Annotated in this window: 18 protein-coding genes; 9 read left to right on the forward strand and 9 right to left on the reverse strand. The window is 65.9% G+C overall.

All coding sequences use genetic code 11. From position 1 onward, the window contains the following. The first annotated feature begins 27 nt into the window (after positions 1-27). From LRS12_RS15575 to LRS12_RS15590, 4 genes are read left to right on the forward strand one after another with little or no spacing between them, the layout of a single operon-like run. A complete protein-coding gene (locus tag LRS12_RS15575) occupies positions 28-474 on the forward strand; it encodes a hypothetical protein (RefSeq protein WP_257845320.1) in 447 nt (148 codons plus the stop codon). After that, positions 471-1838, forward strand: coding sequence for a deoxyribodipyrimidine photo-lyase (locus LRS12_RS15580; protein WP_257845321.1), 1368 nt, complete (start codon positions 471-473; stop codon positions 1836-1838). The genes LRS12_RS15575 and LRS12_RS15580 overlap by 4 nt, the downstream gene beginning before the upstream one ends. 51 nt (positions 1839-1889) lie before the next feature. Further along, positions 1890-3146, forward strand: a complete 1257-nt coding sequence (locus LRS12_RS15585) for a class I SAM-dependent methyltransferase (protein WP_374581177.1) — start codon at positions 1890-1892, stop codon at positions 3144-3146. Between the two features lie 11 nt (positions 3147-3157). Beyond that, the gene (locus LRS12_RS15590) at positions 3158-4324 is read left to right on the forward strand and encodes a serine hydrolase (RefSeq protein ID WP_257845322.1); all 1167 of its coding nucleotides are present in this window, start codon (positions 3158-3160) and stop codon (positions 4322-4324) included. A 4-nt stretch (positions 4325-4328) separates the two neighbouring features. Here the strand turns inward: LRS12_RS15590 and LRS12_RS15595 are convergent, their stop codons facing one another. Further along, a complete protein-coding gene (locus LRS12_RS15595) occupies positions 4329-6437 on the reverse strand; it encodes a hypothetical protein (protein WP_257845323.1) in 2109 nt (702 codons plus the stop codon). Next, the gene (locus LRS12_RS15600) at positions 6362-6628 is read right to left on the reverse strand and encodes a hypothetical protein (protein WP_257845324.1); all 267 of its coding nucleotides are present in this window, start codon (positions 6626-6628) and stop codon (positions 6362-6364) included. The genes LRS12_RS15595 and LRS12_RS15600 overlap by 76 nt, the downstream gene beginning before the upstream one ends. An 82-nt stretch (positions 6629-6710) precedes the next feature. Here LRS12_RS15600 and LRS12_RS15605 point away from each other — a divergent pair, with 82 nt between their 5' ends. Continuing rightward, positions 6711-7004 (forward strand): Hpt domain-containing protein, encoded by a 294-nt coding sequence (locus tag LRS12_RS15605; protein WP_257845325.1) that lies wholly within the window; start codon positions 6711-6713, stop codon positions 7002-7004. 70 nt (positions 7005-7074) lie between these two features. On the opposite strand, the gene LRS12_RS15610 is transcribed toward LRS12_RS15605, so the two are convergent. Continuing rightward, positions 7075-7308: a hypothetical protein gene (locus LRS12_RS15610; protein WP_257845326.1), complete on the reverse strand. Its 234-nt coding sequence runs from the start codon at positions 7306-7308 to the stop codon at positions 7075-7077. Between the two features lie 123 nt (positions 7309-7431). On the opposite strand from LRS12_RS15610, the gene LRS12_RS15615 reads away from it, so the two are divergent. The 3 genes from LRS12_RS15615 to LRS12_RS15625 all read left to right on the forward strand — a co-directional run bounded on the left by LRS12_RS15615 (position 7432) and on the right by LRS12_RS15625 (position 11114). Then, a complete protein-coding gene (locus LRS12_RS15615) occupies positions 7432-8841 on the forward strand; it encodes a dipeptidase (RefSeq protein WP_257845327.1) in 1410 nt (469 codons plus the stop codon). 406 nt (positions 8842-9247) lie between these two features. After that, complete coding sequence (locus LRS12_RS15620; RefSeq protein WP_257845328.1) at positions 9248-10381, forward strand: sensor histidine kinase; 1134 nt, start codon at positions 9248-9250, stop codon at positions 10379-10381. Beyond that, a complete protein-coding gene (locus LRS12_RS15625) occupies positions 10371-11114 on the forward strand; it encodes a LytTR family DNA-binding domain-containing protein (protein ID WP_257845329.1) in 744 nt (247 codons plus the stop codon). Before LRS12_RS15620 ends, LRS12_RS15625 begins: the two co-directional genes overlap by 11 nt. Positions 11115-11170: 56 nt before the next feature. On the opposite strand, the gene LRS12_RS15630 is transcribed toward LRS12_RS15625, so the two are convergent. The 3 genes from LRS12_RS15630 to LRS12_RS15640 form a co-directional block, all read right to left on the reverse strand. Continuing rightward, positions 11171-11506 carry a UrcA family protein gene (locus LRS12_RS15630; protein WP_257845330.1) on the reverse strand — a complete coding sequence of 112 codons (336 nt, stop codon included), beginning with the start codon at positions 11504-11506 and terminating at the stop codon, positions 11171-11173. Positions 11507-11749: 243 nt separating this feature from the next. After that, positions 11750-11974, reverse strand: a complete 225-nt coding sequence (locus LRS12_RS15635; protein WP_257845331.1) for a hypothetical protein — start codon at positions 11972-11974, stop codon at positions 11750-11752. A 142-nt stretch (positions 11975-12116) separates the two neighbouring features. Beyond that, positions 12117-13487: a M28 family peptidase gene (locus LRS12_RS15640; RefSeq protein WP_257845332.1), complete on the reverse strand. Its 1371-nt coding sequence runs from the start codon at positions 13485-13487 to the stop codon at positions 12117-12119. Between the two features lie 143 nt (positions 13488-13630). Between LRS12_RS15640 and ettA the strand changes: the two genes are divergently transcribed. Then, positions 13631-15310, forward strand: a complete 1680-nt coding sequence (gene ettA, locus LRS12_RS15645) for an energy-dependent translational throttle protein EttA (RefSeq protein ID WP_257845333.1) — start codon at positions 13631-13633, stop codon at positions 15308-15310. Positions 15311-15355: 45 nt separating this feature from the next. On the opposite strand, the gene LRS12_RS15650 is transcribed toward ettA, so the two are convergent. The 3 genes from LRS12_RS15650 to LRS12_RS15660 form a co-directional block, all read right to left on the reverse strand. Continuing rightward, the gene (locus LRS12_RS15650; protein WP_257845334.1) at positions 15356-15736 is read right to left on the reverse strand and encodes a DoxX family protein; all 381 of its coding nucleotides are present in this window, start codon (positions 15734-15736) and stop codon (positions 15356-15358) included. Between the two features lie 69 nt (positions 15737-15805). Next, complete coding sequence (gene nadA / locus LRS12_RS15655; RefSeq protein WP_257845335.1) at positions 15806-16804, reverse strand: quinolinate synthase NadA; 999 nt, start codon at positions 16802-16804, stop codon at positions 15806-15808. Positions 16805-16853: 49 nt separating this feature from the next. After that, on the reverse strand, positions 16854-17627 hold the full coding sequence (locus LRS12_RS15660; RefSeq protein WP_257845336.1) for a hypothetical protein: 774 nt from the start codon (positions 17625-17627) through the stop codon (positions 16854-16856). Between the last annotated feature and the right edge of the window lie 25 nt (positions 17628-17652).

The raw sequence follows: 17652 nt of genomic DNA on the forward strand, positions 1-17652 counted from the left end.
TGGCGACGGCGCGGCGGGATCGTGGTGGTGGCCGTCAGCGCCTATATCCTCGGCAATGGCGTGCTCACGGGACTGGCCGAGGCGCGGACGGCAGAACGGGTGTGGACGGAACATGGCATCGCGCCAGAACTGGTCGTCGCCAACCCGGTGCCGATCGCATTCTGGCAACGTGAGACGATGTGGCGCGGCGAGGGGCAGCGTGGTCGGCGCGTGATCAATCTGGCCGAGGGCATGTTGCCATCGATCTTTGCGCTGGAGGTCGAAGCCCCCGCGCCGATCGGGATGGACGATCCGCGCATCGCTGTGGCGGCGGAGCGCGATCCTGACGTCCGGGCATTCCTGTTCTGGTCGCGCATGCCCTTTGCCGAGCGTCAGCCTGATGGCAGCATCATGGTCTGGGACCAGAGATTCGGCCATGACGTGGCGCGCGGCCAGTTCAGTGTGCGGATCCCGCCGGACGGTGCCGTCGAGTGACCAGCATCCTGTGGTTTCGCCGCGACCTGCGCCTGTCGGATCAGGCGGCTCTGATCGCCGCGGCGGGAGAGGGGCCGATCGTACCGGTCTATATCCTCGACGACGAGACGCCGAAGCATCGCGCGATGGGCGGGGCATCGCGCTGGTGGCTGCACCACAGCCTTGCCAGCCTCGACGCGGCGCTGCGTGAGAAGGGATCGCGGCTGATCCTGCGTCGGGGCCAGTGCGACGAGGTGCTGGCGGAAATTGCAGAGGCGATGGGGACCAGGCGGGTCCATTGCCTGCGCCACTACGAACCCTGGTGGCGCAATGCCGAGCGGGCGGTGGCGAAGCGGCTCGAGCTGGTATGCCATGACGGCAATTATCTCGCGCCGCCCGGGTCGGTGACGACCGGGGCGGGCGAGCCGTACAAGATCTACACGCCGTTCTGGCGCGCGTTACAGCTTCGCATGCCCCCGCCTGCGCCAGCCAATCGACCGCGCGACATCCCGGCGCCGTCGCACTGGCCCAAGTCCGACCGGCTGAAGGATTGGGGATTGTTGCCGACCAAGCCCGACTGGGCGACGGGCTTTGCCGATTGGGAGCCGGGCGAGGCGGGTGCGCGCAAGCGGGTCAATGCCTTTGTCGACAAGGCGCGGGATTACGACCGCACGCGCAACCTGCCGTCGATCGAGGGGAGTTCGCGGCTCAGCCCGCATCTGCATTTCGGGGAGGTGTCGCCTGCCTATGTCTGGCACCGCGTCGCCGATGCGGGCGGATCGGTCGATGTGTTCCTGAGCGAGATCGGGTGGCGCGATTATGCGCAGAATGTGATTCTGCAATTCCCCGATTATGGTTCGCGTAATGCGCGGGAGAAGTTCGACGCAATCCCGTGGCGCGATGTCCGGTCGGCTGCGGTGCGTGCCGAGTTCGATGCCTGGACGAAGGGGCGGACGGGCTATCCGATCGTCGATGCCGGGATGCGCCAGCTCTGGGCGACCGGGTGGATGCACAATCGCGTGCGGATGATCGCGGCGAGTTTCCTGATCAAGCATCTGCTGATCGACTGGCGCGAGGGCGAGCGCTGGTTCTGGGATACGCTGGTCGATGCCGATTACGCGAGCAACGCGGTCAACTGGCAATGGGTGTCGGGGACCGGCATCGATTCGAACATGTTCGTGCGGATCATGGCGCCGCTGTCGCAGTCGGAGAAGTTCGACGCGAGCGCCTATATCCGTGAATGGGTGCCGGAGCTGGCGCGGCTGAATGACGCTGTGATCCACGATCCCGAGGAGCATGGACGGCCACCCTCAGACTATCCGCGCAAGATCATCGGCCACCGCGAAGCGCGCGAACGCGCGCTGGCGGCGGTGCGGGGGATTTGAGCCGGATTTTTGCACCTTGCCCGACTCGCGTTCGCCATGGTTGTTGCGCGCGTGAACCAGACCAGCACTCGTAATCGCGGCCGTCGTGACGGATCGAACCTGCGTGGCGCGGCAGGCGCGTTGATTGCGCGCGCCGCTGAGCCGTGGCTGCATCGCCTGCTCGACCGGATCGATGCGGGGCTTGCGCAGGGTGCGATCCAGGCGACCTTGCCGGGCGGTGTGCGGCGTCGGCTGGGCGGGCGGTCACCGGGCCCGGATGCAGTGGTGGTGATACGCCACTGGCGCGCGCTGTGGCGGCTCGCGACCGGCGGATCGGCGGGATGGTATGAGGCGTGGGCGGCGGGCGAGTGGACCAGCCCCGATCCGGTGCCGCTGTTCGACCTGTTCATGCGCAACCGCGCGACACTGGGCGAGGCGGGGCGGGCGAGCGGATTCGTCCGCATGGCGAAGCGCGTGTGGCACTGGTTCCAGCGCAACTCACGTACCGGATCGCGGCGCAATATCTCCTATCACTACGACCTTGGAAACGACTTCTACGCGCCCTGGCTCGACGCCAGCATGACCTACTCGAGCGCGCTGTTCGCGCCCGGTGAAACGTCGCTGCTCGCGGGACAGGGGGCAAAGCTGGCGGCGGTGCTGGAGCGGACAGGAACGGCCCCGGGCGACCGCATCCTCGAGATCGGGTGCGGCTGGGGTTCGTTCGCCGAGCTTGCCGCGCGCGAGGGGCGTCGCGTGCATGGCATCACCCTGTCGGCGGAGCAAAAGGCCTATGTCGAGGTGCGGATGGCACGGGCGGGGCTGGATGGCGTCAGCGTGGGGCTGACCGATTATCGCGATGTCGAAGGCGTGTATGACGCGGTCGCGAGCATCGAGATGGTCGAGGCAGTCGGGCAGGATTACTGGCCCGCCTATCTCGAGACGATCGCGCGGGTGCTGAAGCCCGGCGGACGCGCGGCGATCCAGTATATCGCGATCGATGACGCGATCTTCGATGCCTATGCGCGCAATGTCGATTTCATCCAGACCTATGTCTTCCCGGGCGGGCTGCTGCTGTCCGAAAGCCGGTTTAGGGCAATCGCCGAGGCGCGGGGGCTGCGCTGGGCCGATCAGCATGATTTCGGGGCCGATTATGCCGAGACGCTGCGCCTGTGGCGCGCGGCATTCGATGCCGCGGTGGCGCAGCGGCGGCTTCCGCGTGAATTCGATGCTCAATTCATCGACTTGTGGCGCTATTATCTGATGTATTGCGAAGGCGGGTTTCGCGGCGGGGGCATCCATGTCGCGCAGGTCACGCTGATAAAGGAATAGGGAGAGCGGTGATGCGGGCAATCGGGGTGGCGCTGGGCGCGCTGGCATTGGCGAGCTGTGCCACGGGGGCGCGGACGCCGCCGCCCGCCGCTCAGGTTGCGCCGCAGGAGGCCGCGAAGCTGCGTCAGGTGGGCGCGGCAGTGCTGTTCTGGTCGCAGGAGGAGCGGTTCCGCAACTTCCCGGCGATGGAGAAGATCTTCCCCGGCACCACCGCCAAGGCCGGGCGCAAGGTCCGTGCGCTGCCCAAGGGCGCACCGCTGCCGATCGCCGAAGCCGATATATCCGGGTTCATGGCCGCACAGAATGTCGCGGGGCTGCTGGTCCTGCAGGACGGTAAGGTCAGGCTCGAGCGCTATGCCCATGGCTATGGCGCGGAGGGGCGCTGGACCAGTTTCTCGGTCGCCAAGTCGGTTACCTCAACCCTGGTCGGTGCCGCGATCAAGGACGGCTATATCAAGTCGATCGACGATCCGGTGACGCGCTACATCCCCGATCTGGCGGGCGCGGGCTATGACGGGGTGACGATCCGCCAGCTGCTGACGATGACGTCGGGGGTGAAGTGGAACGAGGATTATACCGATCCGAAGAGCGACGTTGCGCGCATGTTTGCGGAGGCTGTGCCGGCGGGCACGGACCCGACCGTTTTCTACATGCGCAAGCTGCCGCGCGAGAGCGATCCGGGCGTCAAGTTCGTCTACAAGACCGGCGAGACCAACCTGATCGGCGTGCTCGTCCGTCGCGCGACGGGCAAGTCGCTGTCGGCTTTTCTCGAAGAGAAGATCTGGAAGCCGTTCGGGATGGAGCGCGATGCATTCTGGATGACTGACCAGACCGGTACGGAAGTATCGGGATGCTGCCTGTCGATCTCGCTGCGCGATTATGGGCGGATCGGGCAGATGGCGCTGGAGGGTGGAAAGGGGATCGTCCCCGACGGCTGGTTCGCCGACGCGACCAAGGCGCAGGTGAGCTTCCCCGGTGGCGGCTATGGCTATCAATGGTGGGTGCCGGCGGGCGGAATCTTCGCGGCGCAGGGGATTTTCGGGCAGGTGATTCTGGTCGATCCGGCGAACAAGCTGGTCATGGTCACCAGCGCGACCTGGCCCAGGGCGACCGACCGTGACCTGTCGGCAGCGCGGATGGCGTTCGCGATGAAGGTTCAGGCGGCGGCGAAGCGCTAGCGGCTCAGCCTCGCAGCCGCTCGATCGCCTGTGCCAGCGCGACGTAAAGCTTGCCCATGTCGGACGAGAGCAGGGTGACGCCGAGCGGCGCGCCGTCGCGCAGGGCGAGCACCTGACGCAGCATCGCCTCGAAATCATGGATGTAGCGGTTGACCTGCTCGCGGAAGTCGGGGTCGCCTTCGTAGAGCGACGACACTTCGCGCGCCTGACCGGTGTCGAGCAGCCGCACGGCGCGGCGGGTGAAGACGCCGCGATCGCCTTTCAGATAGGCCGCCCAGGCGCTGTCCGACACTTCGTGCGCAAATGCCTTGGAGATGTCGATCGACGCCGAGTTGAGCGCCTCGACCAGCAGCGACACGCGGCGCGCGAAATTGTCGCGGTCGGCGGTTTCGCGTTCGGCGCGGGCTTCGTCGATGCGGGCTTCGACCTCGGCGGAGGCTTCGTTGATCGACAGCATCTGGTGCGCGAGGCGTTCGGAGGCGCGGGCGGCGGCGTTGACCGCCCCTTGGGTCACCTCGCCCAGTTCGATCAGCTGGGTGCGGATGCTGGCGTCGAGCGCGCGGCGGAGCGCGGCGGAGCCGGCGTCCTCGAGCTGACGGGTCGCTTCGGGAACGATGCTCGCCAGCGCGACGCGCGCCTGATCGGTCGCAGCGTTGGCGGTCTCCCGGATACGGAGCAGGGCGTCGACCAGTTCCGGCGCGGCCTCTTCGGCGAAGCGGCGGGCATTGGCGATGGCGCGATCGACGACATCTTCAAGCTGCGCCGTCCTGGCCTGGCCATCCTCCAGCGAGTCGAGCAAGGCCGCCTGGGTCTTGGCGAGCATGTCGCGCTGGGTGCGGACCACATCGGCGATCGCCTCGATCGCGTCGTGCGTGCTCTCTGCTGCGGTGACGAGTGCGAGCAGTTCGGGCTTGGACGCGGCGATGACGCCACGGGTCGCGCCGATCCGCTCCTCCAGCCGCGCGAGCGCCTCGGGCATCGTCTCGTCCATTTCGCGCGCTGAGGAATCGAGCGCGGTGAGCAGCTCCTCGGCGGTTGCGATCACGCGGCGGGCGATATCGTCGCCTTCACGCAGCGTATCGTTCATCGTCGTCGCCGAGATGTCGAGCGCGCTGATCGAGGCGGCGAGCGCCTGGGTGCGCTCCATGCCGCTGCTGTGCAGCGACGCCAGCTGGCCGTCGGCCTGGGCAATGCCGCCGGTGACCGAGGCGAGCAGGATGTCGATCCGCGTCTGCTCCTCACCCAGCCGCTCGGCGATCCGGCCGATCGTCTCCTCGACCTCGCCGATCCGCGTGCCGACGGTGTCGATACTGTCGCGCCCGGCCTTGTCGAGCGAAGCCTGATTGGCGGCGAGCATCGCGAGCATCGCTTCGCCCTGTGCGGCGATACCCTTGCGTGCCTCGTCCACCGCAGCGGCGGCGCGGTCGAGCATCGCGTCGACCGTCTCGGACATGGTGGCGGCGACGCCTTCCAGCCGTGTGCCGGCGCTTTCGCTGGTCGCCTCCATCCGGGCGATATGCGCGGCGAGGCGCTGGGCCGCGCCACCGGCGACGTTGTCCGCCTCACGCCCGCGTTCGCCGAGCGCGACGAGCTGGGCGTCGAGCGCGGAGGCATGTTCGCTAGCTTTCATCCCCGCCGCGTCGAGCGTTGCGGCCATGTCGGACATTTCGTCATGCGCCTTGGGCAGCGAGGCGAGGACGATGCCGACGCTGCGTTCGGCGGTCGCGCTGCTATCGACCAGCTTCTGTGCGCTGTCGGACACGGCGCGCGCTTCGGCGGCCATGCCGTTGGAGATCGCCTGAAGCCGTTCGGCGGCGCGGTCGCCCATCGCCATCAGCGCCGTGGTCTGTTCCGCGAGTTCGGCGCGGTTCGCCTCGATCTTGCGCGACAGCGTTGCGACGACGCGCTCGAGGCTCGCGGCCTCGGCACGCATCGCGCGCGCGGTCGCGCCGAAGCGGCGTGCCTCGGCGGCGCTGCTGCGACGGGCGAGCAGCCAAAGGATGCCGATCAGTGCGGGAGGAACGCAGAGCGCGGCGATCAGCTGGATGAGTTCGGCAGGGGGGGAGGGGCGGCCAGGACCGGCTGGAGCAGCCAGCCCGCGACCCCGATCCATGCAACGACCAGCCCGAAGGCGACCGTGGCCGCCAACCAAGGAGTGCGCAGCCGCTTTGGCTCTTCGTCGTCCAGATCGAGTTCGACCTCGGCCTCCTCGGCCAAGGGCTCAATCGTTTCCTCGACGAGCAGCAGCTCGTCGTCCTCGGCGTCGAGCGGACGCGGTCCGATCTTGTTCGTTCCCCCGTTCATTGTCCCGGTTTAGCACAACCGCACCATCGCCGCCTAGCATTGTGAAACCACTCATTAAGCACGTGGAATCTAGGCTCGTGACATGGCGTATGATCCCGGTGCAATCGATGCGACTCTGGCGGCGGCAGTGGGCGATGAGCCCGGGCTGATCGCGGAGCTTCGTGGAGCATTCCTCGAAAGCGCGAAGCGTGCGCTGGAGGCGCTCGGCAAGGCGCCGGATCCCGAAGCCTGGCGCGGAGCCGCGCTGCGGCTCAAGGGGCTGGCGGCAAGCTTTGGCGCGGTGCGGCTGATGGCGCTGGCGCAGGACGCGGCGGATGCACCGGCAGGCGATCGCGCGGTGCTGCGCAAGATCGAGCGTGCGGTCGAGCGGCTCTAACGCTTTTTCGACCCATTGAAGGCGACGGCTTCCGCGATTGGCGCGCGAAAGGCTGCCGATTTCACTTCGCTCACAATCTTTCTCCCGGCAGCTTGCTCGCCTGTACGACCCAGTCGACAAGCTGAGCCTCGAAATCCTCGCCTTCATGGATATGAAAGTAGCGGGTGTCGCCGCTTTTCGACGGCTCGGGCGGGATCGGGTCGAGCGACTGGCCGCGGAAGAAGGTGAGCTTCAGGTAGCGGTCGAAACAGTGGAAGCTGAGGAACCAGAGATCTTTTCGAGCCCGTAAAAGGGTGAGTTCCACTTGATCGCGCGTTGAACGCCCGGGACGAGGCGGCCGACCAGCGCATCGACGCGCGCCGCGGCGTCGCGTTTCCAGCCGGGGATCGCAGCGATGTACGCGCGGACGGGCGCATCGCCATAGCCCTTGGCGATCTGGGGATTGCCGCCGGACAACAGTCTGGGTGTCGTCATCGCCTGGTTCCGTCGTGATCGTCGCTGCACGAGACTGGCCGGGATCGGAAATCGCCGCAACCTGTCGTGCGACCCCTTCCATCGTCCGCGCGCCACGCTAGGTTTGGCCCATGTCGATGTTGACCCTCGCTCCGTTGCTGCTGCTCGCCGGTCAGGCGCAGTTGCCCCCGCACCCGATGCCGCGACGCTGAAGCGCGTCGATAAGGTGCTGACCCGCGCGCCGGTGATCGACGGGCATAACGACCTGCCCTGGGAATTGCGGTCCTCGCATGAGTCGCGGGTGGAGGGGGTCGCGCTGGAGGCCGATACCGCGTCGCTCGACGACCCGTTGCAGACCGATATTCCCCGGCTGCGCAAGGGCAAGGTCGGCGGGCAATTCTGGTCGGTCTATATCCCGGCGAGCATGACCGGGCCGAAGGCGGTGGAGGCGACGATTGAGCAAATCGACATCGTCCGCCGGATCGTCAACCGCTATCCGCAGGATTTCGCGATGGCGCGCACCGCCGCCGATGTCCGCCGCATCAGCCGGCAGGGCAAGGTCGCGTCGTTGATCGGTGTGGAGGGCGGCCACCAGATCGACGGGCGATTGTCGGTGCTGCGCCAATTTCATGAACTGGGCGTCGGTTACATGACGCTGACGCATGGCAGGAGCCTGAGCTGGGCGGATTCGTCGACCGATGCGCCGCGCGCCAATGGTCTGTCGCCGTTCGGGCGACAGGTGGTGGCGGAGATGAACCGGCTGGGGATGCTGGTCGATGTCAGCCATGTCTCCGACGCGACGATGGCGGCGGTGTTCGAGGTGACGAAGGCTCCGGTGATCGCGTCCCATTCTTCGGCGCGCGCTGTGACCGACCGCCCGCGCAACGTGCCCGACGCGCTGCTGCGCGGGATTGCGAAGAATGGCGGGGTGGTGATGATCGCCTTCTACCCCGGGTTCCTGTCGCAGGAGTGGAGCGCATGGGACGGAAGGCGCACCGCCTATGCCAAGGAACGGGGCGTCCCGGGGAATCGCTATGGCGCGCAGAGCCCGGCGGAACTGGTCGATTGGGAGAAGGCCAATCCCGAGCCGGTGGTGAGCGTTGCGCACGTCGCGGACCATGTCGAGCATGTCGCCAAGGTCGCGGGGCGCGATCATGTCGGCCTGGGCGGCGATTATGACGGGATCAGCGGCACGGGGCCGGTGCAGATGAAGGGCGTGGACAGCTATCCCCTGTTGTTCGCCGAGTTGGCCCGCCGGGGATGGAGCGATGCAGATCTCGCCAAGCTGGCGCAGGGCAATGTGTTGCGCGTCATGGAACGCGCCGAGGCGGTGGCAAAGAGCATGAAGGGACAGCCGCCGATCGACGCGACCGCGCCTGACTAGGTTCGGTACACGATCGGAGCGGGGATCGAGATTGGCTCGGCCAAGGCAGCCGGGCGGCGTCGCTTGCGTGCGCGTAGCTCTGCTACGCGACTGCGCTACGCTCGTTGCCGACGGCCGGCAATCGCGCAGCAGCGGCGGGCGTCGTTTGGCGCATGGTTTCGTCGCTCGTCGGTCACGATGCATCAACGTCGATCTCACTCCTCGCCCTGCGCCAAAATCCGCTCCGTCTCGATCCCGATCTGATCGAGTACAGACCCTAGAGTCGGGTTCAGCGGCGCTGAACCGGCGTCGGCCCGCCGAAGATCGATCGCGCCTGGCGGAAGGCTTTCGACCAAAGGTCGACGGGCTTCGACGAGCGGGACTGGCGTGAATGGTTTCTTGGCCGCTGATCGGCTTAGGTTCAGAAATGTCAGACACCCCCACCAACGCCTCCCGCTTCAAGGTTCCACCGCGGATCGCCCTGCTGTCGATCGTCGGCTTCTGGGTGTTCTACTATGTCAGCGTCACGCTGCGCGCCTGGATCATGGACTATCCGGGACATTTGCAGATGCTTGACAACCGCGCATGGGTGTCGCTGTTCGGGATCGGGTTCACGACGTTGATGTATCTTGCGCTCCGCTCGCTGGAGCAGCGCAGCCTGAGGGTGCGGGTTGCGGCGGCGTTTCTGTTCGCCGCAGCTACGTCCACGGCCTATTCGACGGTCAACTATCTGTCATTCTATGTCGTCGACCCCAGACCCGAGATGGAGAAGTTGGACGCCGAGAAGTCCGAAACGCACAAGGCGCAAGAAAAGCGGGAGATGAAGAAGGGACCCGCCTCTGTGATCGCCGACAACGCGATCCATTGGTATTTCTTCAACCTCGCCTGGGCGATCTTCTATCTGGCGCTGTCCTATGCCGGTGCGGTGCGAGCGTCGGAGCGTGAGACCGCGCGGTTGCGGACCGCGGCCCAGACCGCGGAGCTTCGCGCACTGCGATACCAGGTGAACCCGCATTTCCTGTTCAACACGCTCAATTCGATCTCGTCGCTGGTGATGACGGGGCGGCGTGAGGACGCCGAGACGATGATCCTCAACCTGTCGACATTCTTCCGGACCAGTCTTGCCGCCGAGCCGACCGAGGATGTGCCGTTGGCGGACGAGATCGCATTGCAGCGGCTGTATCTGGAGATTGAAGCGATCCGCTTCCCCCAGCGCTTGCGCAGCACGTTCGACATCGCGCCGGACGCGGAGAGGGCCTGTGTTCCGGGCCTGCTGCTCCAGCCATTGATCGAAAATGCGATCAAGCACGGCGTCGCCCCGGCTAGGCGACCGGTAGAGGTGCTGGTCCGCGCGTGGATTGACGGCGCCTGGTTGGTGGTCGAGGTTATCGACGATGGCGAGGCGGTTCAGGGTCAACAGGGTACCTGTGTCGGCCTGCGCAATGTTCGTGACCGGCTGACCGTCCGGTTCGGCGACGCAGCGTCGATTGATGCCGGGCCACGGCCCGAGGGCGGGTTCGCCGTCACCATTCGCATCCCGGTGACGACTCATGGCTGCTGAACGGTTGCGTACCCTGATCGTCGACGACGAGCCGCTGGCGGTCGAGCGGATGCAGATCTTGTGCGCGGGGCTGGCGGAGATCGACCTGATCGGCACCGCAGTGGACGGTGAGGCGGCACTACGCATGATCGATGCGCTGCGGCCCGACCTGGTGCTGCTCGACATCGCGATGCCCCATTTCGATGGCATGTCGGTGGCGGCATCGCTTGCCACCGCGCCGCACCGGCCGGCGGTGATTTTTTGCACCGCGTTCGACCAGCATGCTGTGGCGGCGTTCGACGTTTCGGCGGTGGATTATGTGCTGAAGCCTGTAAGCGCCGAGCGGCTGGCGCGCGCGGTGACGCGGGCGGTCGAGGCGATTGGCAGGCGCAGTGTCGAGCCGCTATCGCCGCCGTCCCGCTGGACCGAGGAATTCTGGGTGCCGTACCGTTCCGAGATGGTGCGGATCGGGGCGTCGGAGATCGAGCGGATCGACGCCGAGCGCGACTATATGCGGCTGAGCGTGAATGGGCGCAGCTATCTGATTCACCAGACGATCACCGAACTGGAGCGGCGGCTCGACCCCGAATGCTTCATCCGGCTGCACCGATCGACAATCGTGCGGCGCGACCGGATCGTGAAGCTGCGCCATGACGGGCTGGGCGCGTGGTACGCGGAGCTGAGCGACGGGGAGAGTGTGCGGATCGGGCGCACCTATCAGGCGGCGGCCAAGGCGATCCTCGCAGGGAAGTAGACACCAAAAAGATCCCGCCCGCCAAGCAATGCTGGGCGGGCGGGAGACAGGGTCGATTAGGGGGCGACCCTGATGCTCTGATCGCGTGCGGCGAGTTGCCGCGTGGCGGAATTTCGGAATGCGAGCTCGACGGCGGGGCGCGACGATTCGAGCGCGGTCGCGACGCAGCGCTTGTGGCGGACGACACCGGCCAGGTCGCGTCCGTCGGTGGGGCCGCACACGGCATCGGCAGCGCGAGCGATGCGGCGTTCGAATGTCTTCTTGCCTGCATCGGCGGTCAGGTCGAGATCGGCATAGGATACGCGAACATGTTTTCCCTGACCGGCGACGGTCGGAAGCGAGACGAGCAGGGCAGCGCCAAGGGCAGCTGCGCGGGCGAAGTTGGTAATCATCACGGACCTCTTTGGGTTCAATGCGTTCGGGGGCTGAACGCAGGTCCGGAGCTAGGCGGGGTGGGGCGGGGGCGCCATTTCACATCGACCGGCGACGACGTTGGATCGACCAGACCCGTTCGCGGCGACCAAATGTCGTTCATCGACGACGAACGTACCTGCGCCGGAACGAAAAAAGGGCGCCCCCGCAGGGACGCCCTTTCGATCGACCGGACCGGGTGGGTCCAGGAAGAACGATCCGGATTAGCCGGCGACGTTGTCGGCCGCTGCTTCCAGGTTGTCGGCAGCGTTCTCAGCCGCGTCCTCAACAACTTCGTTGGTCGCGTTGTCGGCAACCATTTCCATGTTGTCGGCAGCCTCTTCGAGGTTGGCGGCGACGTCAGCGGTGTTGTTCGCGGTCGGCGCGGTCTCGCAAGCTGCGAGCGACATCAGGCCGGTCGCGGCAGCGACGATGAGGATCTTCTTCATTCGTTTGCTCCCAAGCAAAGCTATTTCGGTTCGCCCCGGCCCGATTGCCGTGCGAGTTAGTCGGAATAGCGCCCGTTACGCGCCCGTCAATGGAAATTCATCTGGCAGCAAGGTTTGCGGCGAGCCGAAATGGTGCGCTGCATCACTTTACCGAGCCGATTTCCTCGGGCGCGTTGGCCACCACGGCCAGCATCGCGGTCCATGCCGCGACATTCTGGCGCAATTGTGCCGGATCGACCTTGTCGAGGGTATCGTCGGGCGTGTGGTGCAGGTCGAAATAGCGGCTGCCATCCTGTTGCAGGTCGATTCCCGCCACTCCGGACGCCACCAGCGCCGCGATATCTGCACCCCCGCCCGCAGGGGTGCGTCCGCGACTGATGCCCAGCGGCGCGAGCGCCGTGGCGACGCGATCGCCCACTGCTTTCGCACTCTCGGGGAGCTTGAAATCGACACGCCAGACGCGATCGGCGCCGAAATCCGATTCGGCGGCAAGCGCGTGGCGCTCGCCCTTGTGGGCGTCGAAATAGGCTCGGCCACCGAACACGCCGACCTCCTCCGCGCCCGCCCACAGGATGCGAATCGTGCGTCGCGGGGTGCCGGCGTCCATGATCCGCTTCGCCGCAGCGGCGACGATGCCGCACCCGGTGGCGTCGTCGAACGCGCCGGTGCCAAGATCCCAGCTGTCGAGGTGACAGGCGACGACGACCATGCCGGCGGCAGGGTCGCTGCCGGGAACCTCGGCGATGACATTGCCCGATTCGGTGGTGCCGATCTGACGCGGGGTCAGGGTAAGCTTCACCTTCACCGGCTGGCCGCGCTTGAGGATTCGCTCGAGCTGCTCGGCATCGGGCAGCGAGAGGGCGGCGGCCGGGATCGGCGCCACGCCCTCCGCGAAGTTGGTCACGCCCGTATGGGGATTGCGGTGGTAATCGGTGCCGATCGAGCGGATCAGGATCGCCGCCGCGCCCTTGCGCGCCGCGACGGTCGGCCCGCTGCGCCGGGCGGCACCGAAAGCGCCATACTGCGATCCGTCCTGCGTGCGGGTCATGCTGTGGCTAACAAAGGCGATCTTGCCCTTGAGGCTGCCATCGGGCGCAGCGTTCAGCGCGGCGAGGTCGGCGAAATAGACGATTTCCGCCTCAAGCCCCTTTGGGCCGGTCGCGCCCGAATTGCCGAGCGCGGTAAGGTGGAGTGGCTGGGGAAAGGGGGCGAGCACCTCCAGCGCTTCGACGCCGCGGACCCAGGTCTTCATGTCGAACGGCTCGTTACGAACATTGCTGAAGCCGAGAGCCGTCAGTTTTCGAAGCGACCAGGCGCGTGCCCGTGCCTCAGCCTCGGTGCCCGCCAGGCGCGGGCCGACTTCGGTCGTCAGCCCCTCGGTAATCTCCCACGCCAGATCGTCCTTGAGCGCGGCATCGCGCAGCGCGGCAGGGTCCATGCCCTGCGCAAGGGTGGTGGCGGGGAGCGCGAGCAGGGCGGTCGCGGCGGCGAAGCGAGTGAGGCGATGCATCATGCCGCACCTCCTAGCCAGCCGATGTACGTTCGTCACCTGGCCGACGTCCGCGATCGCGCGCGTGGCGTTTGCCTTGACGCCGTACCGTCGCTACATCGCGCGTCAAATCCAGACCAACCTGTTCGATCGATCGGAGACCACAAGTGGCCGCCCAATACGCATTCGTCATGAAGGACATGACCAAGTCCTTCCCCGGCGCGCAAAAGCCGGTGCTGAGCAACATCAACCTGCAATTCTATCAGGGCGCGAAGATCGGCATCGTCGGCCCGAACGGCGCGGGCAAGTCGACCCTGATCAAGATCATGGCCGGCATCGACAAGGATTTCACCGGCGAGGCATGGCCGGGCGAGAACATCACCGTCGGCTATCTGGAGCAGGAGCCGCAGCTCGATCCCACCAAGTCGGTGCTGGAGAACGTCAAGGACGGCGCGCGCGAGACCGCCGATCTGGTCGAGCGGTTCAACGCGATCAGCGCGGAAATGGGCGATCCCAAGGACGACACCGATTTCGACGCACTGATGGAGGAAATGGGCGACCTTCAGGCCAAGATCGACGCGGTCGACGGCTGGAGCCTCGACAACCAGCTCGAGATCGCGATGGAAGCGCTGCGTTGTCCGCCGGGCGACTGGAGCGTCGAGAACCTCTCGGGCGGTGAAAAGCGTCGCGTCGCGTTGACCCGCTTGCTGATCCAGAAGCCGTCGATCCTGCTGCTCGACGAACCGACCAACCATCTCGACGCCGAAAGCGTCCAGTGGTTGGAAAACCACCTCAAGGAATATGCCGGCGCGGTGCTGATGATCACCCACGACCGCTATTTCCTCGACAATGTCGTCGACTGGATCCTCGAGCTCGATCGCGGGAAGTACTTCCCGTACGAGGGGAACTATTCGACCTATCTGGAAAAGAAGGCCAAGCGCCTGGAGCAGGAGGACCGCGAGGCCACCGGCCGCCAGAAGGCGATCAAGGACGAGCTGGAGTGGATCCGCGCTGGCACCAAGGGGCGCCAGACCAAGTCCAAGGCGCGCATCGCCAAGTTCGACCAGCTCGTCGAGGCGCAGTCGCAGCGCGCGCCGGGCAAGGCACAGATCGTCATCCAGGTGCCCGAGCGTCTCGGCGGCAAGGTGATCGAGCTCGACAATGTCAGCAAGGCCTATGGCGACAAGCTGCTGTTCGAGAATCTGTCCTTCACGCTGCCGGCGGGCGGCATCGTCGGCGTGATCGGGCCGAACGGCGCGGGTAAATCGACGCTGTTCAAGCTGATTACGGGTCAGGAGACGCCGGACAGCGGCACCATCGAGATGGGGTCGACCGTGCGACTCGGCTATGTCGACCAGAGCCGCGATCACCTCGACCCGACCAAGAATGTCTGGGAGGAAATCTCCGACGGGCTCGATTACATGAAGGTCAATGGCCACGACGCGTCGACCCGCGCCTATGTCGGCGCGTTCAACTTCAAGGGCCAGGACCAGCAGAAGAATGTCGGCAAGCTGTCGGGTGGTGAGCGCAATCGAGTCAACATCGCCAAGATGCTGAAAAAGGGCGGCAACGTGCTGCTGCTCGACGAACCAACCAACGACCTCGACGTCGAAACGCTGGGCGCGCTGGAAGAGGCGATCGAGAATTTCGCGGGCTGCGCCGTGGTCATCAGCCACGATCGCTTCTTCCTCGACCGTCTCGCGACTCACATCCTCGCGTTCGAGGGCAATTCGCACGTCGAATGGTTCGAGGGGAATTTCGAGGCGTATGAAGAGGACAAGCGCCGCCGTCTGGGCGACGCGGCGGATCGTCCGACGCGGTTGGCGTACAAGAAGTTGACGCGGTAACCGACGATTGACGGCCCGGCGACTGCGCCGGGCCGGTTTCGGCGCTTAGCCCTTGCCGGTCGCGCGGTCGACGCTCCACGCGCCGCCGCCCGCTGCGGCGAGATAGAGAAAGATGAAGCAGAAGAGCAGGATCGCCTCGCCGCCATTGGCTGCGGGGAAAAGGCTCTTGGTGCCGTGTGCCAGCCAGTAGCCGACCGCGCACATGCCGGACGACAGGAACGCCACCGGCCGGGTGAACAGACCGATCACCAGCAGCGCGCCACCGACCAGCTCGATCGCCCCGGCCGCATAGAGCATCGGGTTCAGCTCCATTGGAAAGGGCGGGACGCCGAAGAATTTCGCCGTGCCGTGCTGTAGGAAGGCGAGCCCGGCGACGATGCGGAGCAGGGCGAGAAGCTTGTCAGACCAGCTTGCGGGAATTGGCATGGATTGTCTCCCAGCGGCGGGCAGGGTGCCCGTTGCGCAGGTGAAACATTCCATGCCGTTCCCGGCGGATCAATCCCCGGTGACGCGGAGCGGGCCGAGGTCGCCCAGGCCGACGGTGCCGCTCGCCATGGCCAGCATCCGATCGAGGCTCTTCTTCGCCTTCAACCGGATATCCTCGGCGATCTCGATCCGGGGTTCGAGGTCGCGGAGCGCGATGTAGAGCTTTTCCAGCGTGTTGAGCGCCATGTACGGGCAGATGTTGCAGTTGCAGTTGCCGTCCGCGCCGGGCGCGCCGATGAAGGTCTTGTCCGGGACCGCCTTTTCCATCTGATGGATGATGTGCGGTTCGGTGGCGACGATCATCGTGTCGCCTTCGAAATCCTTGGCATAGGCAAGGATGCCGCTGGTCGATCCGACATAGTCGGCATGGTCGAGTACGTGTGGCGGACATTCGGGGTGCGCGGCCACCGGGGCGTGGGGGTGCTGTGCCTTGAGTTTCAGCAGTTCGGTTTCGCTGAACGCCTCATGCACGATGCACACGCCCGGCCAGAGCAGCATGTCACGGCCTATCTTGCGGTTGATGTATCCGCCGAGATGCTTGTCGGGGCCGAAGATGATCTTCTGCTCGTGCGGGATCTGGCTGAGGATCTTTTCGGCGGAGGAGCTGGTGACGATGATGTCGCTGAGCGCCTTCACCTCGACCGAGCAGTTGATGTAGGTCAGCGCAATGTGATCGGGGTGCTGCGCGCGGAACGCGGCGAACTGTTCGGGCGGACAGCTGTCCTCGAGACTGCACCCCGCGTTCATGTCGGGCAGGATCACGGTCTTGTCGGGCGACAGGATCTTCGCGGTTTCGGCCATGAAGCGCACGCCGCAAAAGGCGATCACCTCGGCATCGGTTTCGGCGGCCTTGCGCGACAGTTCGAGGCTGTCGCCGACGAAATCGGCAAGGTCCTGGATCTCCGGCTTCTGGTAATAATGTGCCAGGATCACCGCGTTGCGCTCCTTGCGCAGGCGGTCGATCTCGGCGCGGACGTCGATGCCGTTGAGGCTGCTGGGAGCGTTCATTCTGGGACCCTCTGATTCGGGTCTCACATGGCCTTGTCGGCTCCGCGGTTCAACCCATTGGCGGCATCGGTGGGAAGGCATAGGGCGCGAGCGCGCCGCCGGGCTGGCCGGTCGTCACCGCTTCGAACAGCGCCAGGCCGACCGGGCTGTAGGCGATCAGATTGCATAGCGCGCGCATCGCGATGATCGCGCCCACCGCCCAGATCCAGGCGGGGTGGATGCGGCCATGTTTGCGCAGGTCCCACGCCATGCCGGCAAGCGGCCAGAGCATCACCAGTCCGAATTCGATGATCGCGGAGTGCGGCATGACCAACGGCATCGGGAACAGACGCCCGATGCCCGGACCGGTCAGCACCGCCATCCCGGCGAAATGCAGCCTTTTGTGCCAGTCGGTCCGCCGCCGCATCAGGATGGCCGCGGTCGACAGGCCGACAAAGGTCCAGACGGTGAGCGGCGCCATGACGAGGAAGAAAGCCGGCTCATAGAATGGAGCGGCGCGGCCAAGGCGGATCGCCTCGACCGCGACCAGCGGGCCGACGACCGCCATCATCGCGAGCCAGCCCGCACCGACCCAGCCGAGGCGGCGATGCAAGACCAGGCTGCCGCGCGTGGCGAGCAGGGTCTGGAGGACATAGATTCCTACCCAGCCGAAGAAAATTATTGCGTGCACGTGCACAACCCACGGCGCGCTGAAGCTGGAAATCCCCATGACGACGAAGAAGGTGAAGCCGGCAGCGATGATCGCGGCCATTGCGAACCCGCCCCACAGGAAAAACCCGTCGTCCCGCGCCGAAATCAGACCCGATCGTGCATGTGTTGCCATTGTCCCTGCCCCCAAGAACCCTGTG

Source organism: Sphingomonas sp. J344 (assembly GCF_024700005.1).
Lineage (GTDB): Bacteria > Pseudomonadota > Alphaproteobacteria > Sphingomonadales > Sphingomonadaceae > Sphingomonas.